Genomic DNA, 8,903 nt, shown 5'->3' on the forward strand with positions numbered 1-8,903 from the left:
CGTCATGAAGCGCAAGCTGAAGAAGGTCCAGTACCGCCCGCACCTGCTCGACGGCTGCCTCGCCGAGACCGGCCTGATCATCGAGCCACCTTGACCAACCCACCCGCCATCACGAGTTCAACCTCAGCAAGCACCGGTCACGTGTCGCGCAGGACCCCACTCAGCCGAACCTGCGCCAGGTGCACCTCATGCACGAAGAGCTGTTCTCCGAGGTCGGTGAAGAGGGGTTCCGGGTGGCCCCCGGTCAGATGGGCGAGAACATCACCACTCACGGTATCGATCTGCTCGGGCTTCCCGTCGGCACGCTGCTGCACATCGGTGACGACGCGGTGGTGGAGGTGACCGGTTTGCGCAATCCCTGTCGGCAGATAGAAGAATTTCAGCACGGGCTGCTGAAGCAGGTCGTCGGCCGCGACGAGGCCGGGAACATCGTGCGCAAAGCCGGAATCATGAGCGTTGTGAAGGAAGGCGGCGTGGTGTGCCCGGGGGACGCGATCAGGGCCGAGCTTCCCGACGGACCGCACCGGCCCTTGGACCGGGTCTGAATTCCTTCCCGGGCGTGAGCGGATCGTGATCCTGGCTTCGCTCCCGAGTCGGCTCGGACTTGTTCGTCAGCCGCGCAACGCCGACACCATCACCCTCCCCAGCCCCCGGGCCGACGGACGCGCCGCGTACGCGAAGAGGAGTTCGCCCGTTCGGTGTGCCGTGCGGTTGTCGACGAACCATGGGGGGACGGGGGCCGGCCCCCGGGGCAGGGCACGGAACGGGCCCGTCACTACCGTGCGTTCTGCACCAGGCAGCAGCAGCGCGTTGTGGACCGTGCCGATGCCGCTGCCTACGTCGGCCAGCGTGTGTCCGGGGTGGGCGCCCCATACCGCTCGCGGTAGCGCGTAGCCCACCGCCGTCCAGCAGTTGATGCCCACCGTGCCGTAGTGGAGGCGGGCCACCGCCTCGTGAAGGCCGGGGCCGAGGCCGCGCAGGGTGCGGGGGTGGGCGATCAGGTTCACGCCCAGCGTGCCGGACACGGACGAGTCGCAGAAGTCCACGGCCCGGTCCAGGAACGCGGCCGGGGTGCGGCCGGGGAGTGTCGTGATGGCGAGGACCGGGCCGAAGAACTCGGTGCGGAACGCCGCGTCATCGGAGTCCGGGGCGATGCCCGTCAGGAGCGTGCGCGGCACCTCGGCGGAGTCGAGCAGTTGGACGTGGGTCCGGCCCGCCACCGCTCGTGCCTGCCGTTCTCCCGCCCCCGGGTAGTACGCAGCCCGCGCGGGCGCCGCGCGCAGTGCGGACCGTAGCTCCGCGACGAACTCCGCTCGGGCGTCCCACTCCCGCGGCAGGATCACGACCTGTACGGCCGCGCAGTTGAAGCCGTTGTTGTTGAGTTTCAGGGCTGCCAGGTGGCGGGCCTGGTAGCGGAGGTCCGCGCGGCTCCATGGGCCGGGGAGGACGATCGCGGGGCCCACGCCGCCGAGTTCGCTCGTCACCGGCTTGGCGAGGACGGGCCTGCCCGCGGCCTTGCGGGCTGCGGCTTCCGCGCCCGTGCCGAACACGATCGCGTCGTGCGTCGCGGCGCTGCCCGTGATGTGTACGGACGTGACGCCGGGGTCGTGCACCAGGGCCGCGCCCACGGCCGCGCCGCCCGTCGTGATCCGTACGAACCCCCGCGTCACGAACGGCGCGAAGACCTCCTCCAGCAGCGGCGCCAGGTAGTCGTTGACCGGGTTGAGTTTGAGCAGCACCGTCTTGCCCGCCGCGTAGAGCTGGTGCAGTACGTCGAGCGGTGCGATGGAGTTGATGTTCCCGGCGCCCAGCACCAGGCACACGCCGGGCGCGTCCGCGTCCGTGCCCGCGCGTCCGGCACCGGCGCGCGCCCGGGCCTCGTCCACCCCCGGCGCCAGCCATACCTCCGCCCGGTAGCAGGACATCAGCAGCCGGTCGGCCGGCTCGAAGGGCAGGACGCGGACGGCCGTACGGCCGCCGGGCCGGGAGAAGAACCGGGCGCCGCGCAGCGGATCGCGGCCCGCGCACACCGCCCCGAGTGTCCGGGCCAGGGCGTCGACGTAGGTGAGCAGGGGGTACGGCCCGGTGAGCCACTCCTCCCCGGCGGCCGGGGCTCCGGGGGCGATGCCCTTCGCCCGGCACGACTCGGCCACCCAGCGCTCCGCCGCCGCGACGATCCCCGGACGCATGGCTGTCAGCAGCGCCAATCGGCCGGGGAGCGGCAGGGCGGCCCACTCCGCCGCCGCGTCGCGCAGCACCGACACGTCTGTCCGTTCCACGTGTGCCCCCTCGGCGAGTCGTACCTCGAACATGCCCGGTCCGCCGCGTCGCCCGCAACGGCACGGCGGACCGCGTACGGGCCGGTGGACATCCGGTAGACGCCCCGCAGACCGGGTTGCGCCTACGTTGCAAAGGCACCGGTACGTCGCGAGGGTGCGCGTCCGGTGCGGACGGTCAGGAGTGTCAGGAGGTGGGTGCCCGATGAGCCCCGTCATCGCGGTCGACCCCGGTCGGCTCCAGCAGTTCGGCGACCCGCAGGGCGCGGTGTTCTGCCTGGTGACCAACCCCGGGCTGACGAAGGAGATCGAGATCACCGGGGGCGAGGGCTACGCGGCCTGCCTGACGGTGCCCATGGACGAGGGCGAGAGCTTCGAGGACGTCCTGCGCGAGCGCGTGCCCGAACCCGCGCACGTCCTCGCGATCTCGCCGGGCGCGTTCTTCGCGTCGCCGCGCTCCGAGGACCTCGGGCCCCGGCGCAAGCTCATGGCGATGGCCTGCAACTCCACGCCCACCACCCTGGAGACCGTGCGGCACTTCCTCGGGGTGATGGAACGTACCTCCGCCGCCGAGCAGGGCGCCTTCTCCGACACCTTCTTCGACCGTCTCGAAGCCGCGGACCACCTCGTCTACCGCGACGACCGGCGCGGCACCGTGGCCGTCCTCGACCACCTCGCCGACGGCCTGGAGTGGAACCAGCAGGCGGGGCCCCTCGACTGGGGCGAGCAGCAGATCGTGCCGTCCGGCGAGATCAGTGTGCTGCCCGTGGAGATCACGGAGTTCCACGAGGACCTGCGGCTGCCGCTCCAGGGCGAGATCGTCCTCTCCGGGCACCCGATCCTGCACAACGGCACCCCGTCCTACACCCGCCGCGACCAGGCCCGGGTCCATGCCCGTCTGGCGGCGATGACCGGCAGCGCCGTCGTCGCCCGCGTCGAGGACGGCGCCATCACCGGGCTGCGGGCCGACACGCCGGGCGCGCTGCCCGCCGTCGAGATGCTGGAGGCGATGTTCGCCGTCGACTCGCGCTACCGCATCGTCTGGGAGATCGGCCACGCCCTCAACACCAGCCTGGACCTGCTCCCGGGCAATCACGCGATGAACGAGGTGTACGGCGGCACCGAGGGCTGCCTCCACTGGGGCCTCGGGCTCACCCCGTACACCCAGTACCACCTGGACATCATCGCTCCCGGCACCACCGTCTACACCGACACCGGGACCCGTGTCCTGGGCGTCGACGGCGGCTACACCGAGGACCGCGTCGCCACGGCGGTGCCGGGCCCCCGGCCATGACGGCCGCACCCATGAACTCCCGTACGCGTACGTGTACGGGAGAACGACCGTCCCCCTTCCGGAAGGAGGAAACTCCGTGCAGACCGACAAGAAGATCAAGGTCAAGAAGAACAGCAACTACCTGGGCACCCTCCTGGGCTGACCCGGCCAGTAGCAGTACGGCGGCACCGGCTCGGCCGCGCGTCGAGCACGACAGGCACGACAGGCCCGCGGCGGCCGGCCCCGCAGTGTCAGGAGGCGGGTGGGCCGACTGATGCCCGGCCCACCCGCCGAACCACCAGCCTCGCACATCCCGCCCGCCGGTCCCGCCGATCCGGCCGACCCAGGAGGAAGCCGTGGTAGCGCACCCACTGGTCGTACGCCCCGCGGCCTACCGGCAGTTCGCCGGCACCGAGGAACCCTCCCAGGGCAAGCGCGCCTTCTGCCTCGTCACCGATGCCGCCGTCGCCGACGGCTTCGTCATCGAGGGCCCGCACGGCTACGCCGAGGCCCGTATCGTCGCGGCCCGCCCCGAGGACACGCTCCAGAGCCTCCTCACCACCCGCGTCCCCGAGGCCGCCGACCTCCTGGTCGTCCGCCCGGGCGCCTTCGTCACCTCTCCCGACCCGGCCGCCGTCGGCGCCCGCCGTATCTCCGTGATGCCGTGCGGCTCGACGCCGGTGGAAGAGGGGCACCTCCGCTACTTCCTGTCCGTACTGGAGCGCACCGACCCGGACGCGCAGGCGGCCCGCGCCGACCGGTTCCTCGCGGGTCTTGAACAGGCCGCCACCGACGGCGGCCTGCGCATCGTCGACACCGCGCAGGGCACCTCCTGCGCCGTCGGCCTCGACGGGCCGGAGCTGGAAGTCAACCTCCAGGCGGGCCGCCTCGGGCCCGGCGAGCAGCAGATCGCCCCCAGCGGCGAGATCAGCATCCTGCCGCGCCCCATCACCGACTTCGACCCGGCGTGCCGGCTCGCCCTCGACGGCGAACTCACCCTGCGCGGCTGGCCGATCGTGCACGCGGGTTACGACCCGGCCCTCGACGGCCCCCAGGACGACCTCTTCCGGCAGCTGCTGCCGCTCCACCGGCACCCCGTCGTCGTGACCGTCGTCGCCGGGTCCGTCACCGCCTGCCGCCCCGGGACCGACCACCCCGCCGCCGCGGGTGCCGCCAAGGCGCTCGACGCGCTTTTGGACGCAGACGAGCGCTACCGGACGGTGTGGGAACTCGGCTTCGGCATCCACACGGACATGGCCGCCGTCCCCGCGAACTGCGGGCTCAACGAGGTCTACGGGGCGGTGGACGGCGCGGTGCACCTCGGGCTCGGGCTGACCCCGTTCACCCGCTTCGCGCTCACCTTCCTGTGCCCCGGCTCCGCCGTCGTCGACGGCACCGGCGCGGTCCTGCTGGGCGCTTCCGCCACCACCCGCCGCCTGCGGCGCACCAACAGGGCGGGATGCGGCTGCCATTGAGGACCCGTCACGCAGCACACACCGGACGACCAGGAGAGAGGACCGGACCGTATGAAGAGCGCGGAATTCCGCACCCGGGTGGACGCCTACCTCGACCAGTGCATCAAGGACTTCTACGAGAACGTCCCCTCCGCCCGGCACCAGCTGGAGGCGAAGGAGATCAACCTCGCCTACTACAAGCGCCACAACATCGAGACCATCCTCCGCCTGCGCCGCAAGCGCACCATCGACGCCCTCGCCCTGCGCCACTGGACCAAGACCGACCCGGTCACCGCCAAGAAATGGGCGCACTACACCGAGGACGAGATGCTGCACGACGCGCTCTTCGCCGCCGACCTCGCCAAGGTCGGCGTGTCCAAGGAGGAGATCTACGCGACCGAACCCCTGCTCTCCACCAAGCTTCTGACGGGCTATCTCCAGTATGGACTGGAGTACGAGAACAGCCCGCTCGCCCTCGTCGCCAGCGTCTACTTCGTCGAGTACACCACCACCCGCACCCAGCCCTCCTGGCTCGACAACCTGGAGAAGGCCCTGGGCGCGGACAAGGTCAAGGGGCAGCGCGCGCACGTCGGCACCGATCTCGACGACGACCACGACGACTTCGTCTGGGACGTCCTCGCGGGCCTCGTCCGCACCCCCGAGGACGAGGCCCGCACCCTCGCCCACCTGCGCGACATCTACCAGCTCTGGCAGCTGTACTTCCTGGAGCTCCACCGCCTCACCGTCGACCCGCACGCACGCCTGGATCTGCCCGCGCCCCTCGACGCATGAGGCGCGCGAGACGCGCAAGACGCGCGGGGCGGTACAGGCGGTACGGGACGACGGGGGATGACGGGGGAGATGCGATGACGACGGTCACGGCGGACCGCCACGCCCTGCGGCTGGTCCACATCAGGCCGCCCGCGGAGCTGACCGGGGAACGCGAGCAGTGGCTCGTCGACGGGCTCACCGCCGCCCTGCCGAGCCTGCGCATGCGGGAGCTGTTCGCCCTGCGCCGCGACATGTTCCGGTCCGCCGGGCTGATCACCGTGGCCGTCGGCCCCGACGGCAACGCCGTCGGCGCCCTCGCCTCCCGCCGCGACCGCCTCCCCTCCGGGGCGCAACTGCTGCACGCCACCACGCAGTTCGTCGCCGAAGGGCTGCGCCACACCGGCGTGTTCCGCGCCAGCTGGGGCGCCCACTTCGCCGCCCTCGGCCACACCGCCGACGACCTGCCGCTCCTCATCGCGCTCAAGACGTACAACCCCGTGGTCCTGTGCGGTATGCGCGCCTTCACCAGGATTCCCGGCACCTCGCTCTACCCCGACTGCACCGGCGCGCCCCAGGACCGCGCGCACGCGGAGCGCGCCGCACGGATCGCGGCGCTGCTGGCACCCGGGCACCCCTTCGACCCCGCCACCGGGGTGATCTCCGGCATCGGCATACCACCGGACCTCTACCCGCGGCTGCCCCGGTGCCGGGACGAGGCCGTCAACGCCCACTTCGCCCGCGCCACCCGGCCCGGCGACCGCGTCCTGTGCGTCTTCGACGTCGGCACCCGGGCCGGGGCCGCCGCCCTCCTCCGTGCGTTCGGCGCCGCAACGGCCGCAACGGCCGCAACGGGTACCGGGGGAGCGGCCCGATGACGACGCCTTTCTCCGGGTTCTTCTCCGAGAGCTACGCCGAAGCCCGTTCGGCCTTCCTCACCCGCGCCACGGCCCGCGGCGCCGCCCTGAGCAGCCACCGCAACACCCGCGCCACCGGCCCCGGCGGCGAACCGCTGTACACCGACGTGGCCCGTATCGGCCCGCCCGGCGCGCGCCGCGTCGTGCTCTGCGTCAGCGGCACGCACGGCATCGAGGGCTACGCGGGCTCCGCCCTCCAGTGCGCCCTCCTCGCGGACGGCTACCCGTACGACACGCCCGGGGTCGCCTTCGTCGCCGTGCACGCCCTCAACCCCTTCGGGTTCGCCCACCGCCGCCGCGTCGACGAGGACAACGTCGACGTCAACCGCAACTTCGTCGACCACGCCCGGCCCCCGGCCAACGCGCACTACGCCGGGCTCCACCCGTTCCTCGTCCCCGGCGACTGGGAGGGCCCCGCACACCGCGAGGCCGACGCCCGGCTCGGCGAGTTCGCCGCCGTCCACGGCCTGCGCGCTCTCCAACAGGCCGTTACCCAGGGCCAGTGGACCCACCCGGACGGGCTCTTCCACGGCGGCACCGCCCCCTCGTGGTCGCACCGCACCCTGCGCGACGTCGTCGCCGAGCACACGGCGGGCGCCGAGGCCGTCGCGTACGTCGACCTCCACACCGGGCTCGGCGCGCCGGGCGCCGTCGAGCCGATCTTCCGCGGCGGGCGCGACGCGGGCGCCCCGGCCCGCGCCCGCGCCTGGTACGGCCCGGCGCTCACGGCCTCCGAGGACGGCACCTCCAGCTCCACGCCCATCACCGGCAACAGCGCGGGCCTGGTCGCCGACGTCCTCGGCGACGGCCCTGAGCTCACCGCGATCACCTTGGAGATGGGTACGGCCGACGGCCTCGCCGTGCTCACCGCGCTGCGCGCCGACAACTGGCTGTGGCTCCACCCCGCCGCCCGCCCGGCCCGCGCGGAGGACTTCGCCCGGCGCATGAGCGCGGCGTTCTACCCGGACGACCCCGGTTGGCGCGACGCTGTACTGAGAGCCGGGACCGGTGTCCTCCACGCGGCGCTGGCCGGGCTCGCCCCCGAGGCGCGGCCCCGGCCCGTACGACCGTGACCCCTCCGCCGCACCCATCCGTGCGGACGAGCACAGAGACGAGCACAGAGACGAGCACAGAGACAAGCACAGAACGGACTGCACACGACATGTCGATCGGCTCCCTGCCCCTGCCGCTGACCGGCGGGCTCGACGCGCTGCTCCGCGACCGGGCACAGCGCGCCCCCGAGGCCCTCGCCTTCCGCTACGTCACGGACTCCCGCGACCCGGAGGCCCCCGGCCACACCCTCGCCGTCACCCGCGGCGCACTGGACACCCGGGCCTCGGCGCTCGCGGCCGCCCTGCGCGACCGCGTCCGGCGCGGCGACCGCGTCCTGCTGCTGCACCCGCCCGGGCCCGAGTACGTGACCGCGTTCCTCGCCTGCCTGTACGCGGGCGTGGTCGCCGTACCCGCCAACCCGCCCGACACGCCCGCGGGAGCCGCACGGGTGGCCTCGATCGTCCGCGACGCGCGGCCCGCCCTGTTCACGACCGTCGCCGACCGCCTGGCCGGCCACCGGGAGGCGGTCGCGGGCGGCGTACCGGGCCTCGCCACCGACACGGTCGGGGAAGCGACCACCACGCCACCGTGGCACTCCGCGAAGACCGGTGACACCGCCTTCCTCCAGTACACCTCCGGCTCCACCGGCGACCCGCGCGGCGTCGTCGTCACCCACGAGGGCCTCCTCGCCAACATCGCCGCGATGCTCGACCGCTTCCGGATCACGCCCGACGACCGTCAGGTGTCCTGGCTGCCGCCGTACCACGACATGGGCCTGATCCTCGGCATCCTGCTGCCCCTGTGCTCGGGCGTCGACGCCGTCCTCTCCTCGCCGTTCGAGTTCATGGTCGACCCGCTGAGCTGGCCGGCGAACCTCACCCGGTTCCGCGGCACCTTCAGCGCCGCGCCCAACTTCGCGTACGAGCTGTGCGCCCGCAAGGCCGGGCCCGAGCACGAGCGGGTCGCGGCCCTCGACCTGTCCGCGTGGCGGCTCGCCGTCAACGGCGCCGAACCGGTGCGGCGCGCCACCGTCGAGCGGTTCGCCGGACGGTTCGCCGCCGCCGGGTTCGCCGCCGAGCGTGTCGCACCGGGCTACGGGCTCGCCGAGGCCACGCTCATGGTGTCCGGGCCCGACCCCGGCGCCGGGGCCCGAGTCACCACC

Annotated in this window: 7 protein-coding genes and 1 pseudogene; 7 read left to right on the forward strand and 1 reads right to left on the reverse strand. The window is 73.0% G+C overall.

Going from position 1 to position 8,903, the window contains the following annotated elements:
• Positions 1 to 128: 128 nt before the first annotated feature.
• Positions 129 to 545: pseudogene (locus K6I34_RS24755) on the forward strand (MOSC domain-containing protein); the annotation flags it as partial.
• 66 nt (positions 546 to 611) lie between these two features.
• Here the strand turns inward: K6I34_RS24755 and K6I34_RS24760 are convergent.
• The gene (locus tag K6I34_RS24760) at positions 612 to 2,279 is read right to left on the reverse strand and encodes an aldehyde dehydrogenase family protein (protein ID WP_229328557.1); all 1,668 of its coding nucleotides are present in this window, start codon (positions 2,277 to 2,279) and stop codon (positions 612 to 614) included.
• 202 nt (positions 2,280 to 2,481) lie between these two features.
• On the opposite strand from K6I34_RS24760, the gene K6I34_RS24765 reads away from it, so the two are divergent.
• From K6I34_RS24765 to K6I34_RS24790, 6 genes are all read left to right on the forward strand, one after another.
• Complete coding sequence (locus K6I34_RS24765) at positions 2,482 to 3,570, forward strand: hypothetical protein (RefSeq protein ID WP_229328558.1); 1,089 nt, start codon at positions 2,482 to 2,484, stop codon at positions 3,568 to 3,570.
• Between the two features lie 335 nt (positions 3,571 to 3,905).
• Entirely contained in the window at positions 3,906 to 5,024 is a 1,119-nt protein-coding gene (locus tag K6I34_RS24770; RefSeq protein WP_229328559.1) for a hypothetical protein, read from the forward strand.
• Positions 5,025 to 5,075: 51 nt separating this feature from the next.
• A complete protein-coding gene (locus K6I34_RS24775) occupies positions 5,076 to 5,795 on the forward strand; it encodes an iron-containing redox enzyme family protein (protein ID WP_229328560.1) in 720 nt (239 codons plus the stop codon).
• A 74-nt stretch (positions 5,796 to 5,869) separates the two neighbouring features.
• Positions 5,870 to 6,649, forward strand: coding sequence for a hypothetical protein (locus tag K6I34_RS24780; RefSeq protein ID WP_229328561.1), 780 nt, complete (start codon positions 5,870 to 5,872; stop codon positions 6,647 to 6,649).
• The gene (locus tag K6I34_RS24785) at positions 6,646 to 7,761 is read left to right on the forward strand and encodes a M14 family metallopeptidase (protein ID WP_229328562.1); all 1,116 of its coding nucleotides are present in this window, start codon (positions 6,646 to 6,648) and stop codon (positions 7,759 to 7,761) included. The genes K6I34_RS24780 and K6I34_RS24785 overlap by 4 nt, the downstream gene beginning before the upstream one ends.
• A gap of 89 nt (positions 7,762 to 7,850) precedes the next feature.
• The coding region (locus tag K6I34_RS24790; RefSeq protein WP_229328564.1) for an AMP-binding protein at positions 7,851 to 8,903 on the forward strand (1,053 nt) is incomplete at its 3' end.

The organism is Streptomyces sp. UNOC14_S4 (assembly GCF_020740835.1).
Taxonomy (GTDB): domain Bacteria; phylum Actinomycetota; class Actinomycetes; order Streptomycetales; family Streptomycetaceae; genus Streptomyces.

Coding starts and splice junctions, on each gene's coding strand:
- K6I34_RS24780 (WP_229328561.1), top strand. CDS start 5,870: ATGACGACGGTCACGGCGGACCGCCACGCCCTGCGGCTGGTCCACATC.
- K6I34_RS24785 (WP_229328562.1), top strand. CDS start 6,646: ATGACGACGCCTTTCTCCGGGTTCTTCTCCGAGAGCTACGCCGAAGCC.
- K6I34_RS24775 (WP_229328560.1), top strand. CDS start 5,076: ATGAAGAGCGCGGAATTCCGCACCCGGGTGGACGCCTACCTCGACCAG.
- K6I34_RS24765 (WP_229328558.1), top strand. CDS start 2,482: ATGAGCCCCGTCATCGCGGTCGACCCCGGTCGGCTCCAGCAGTTCGGC.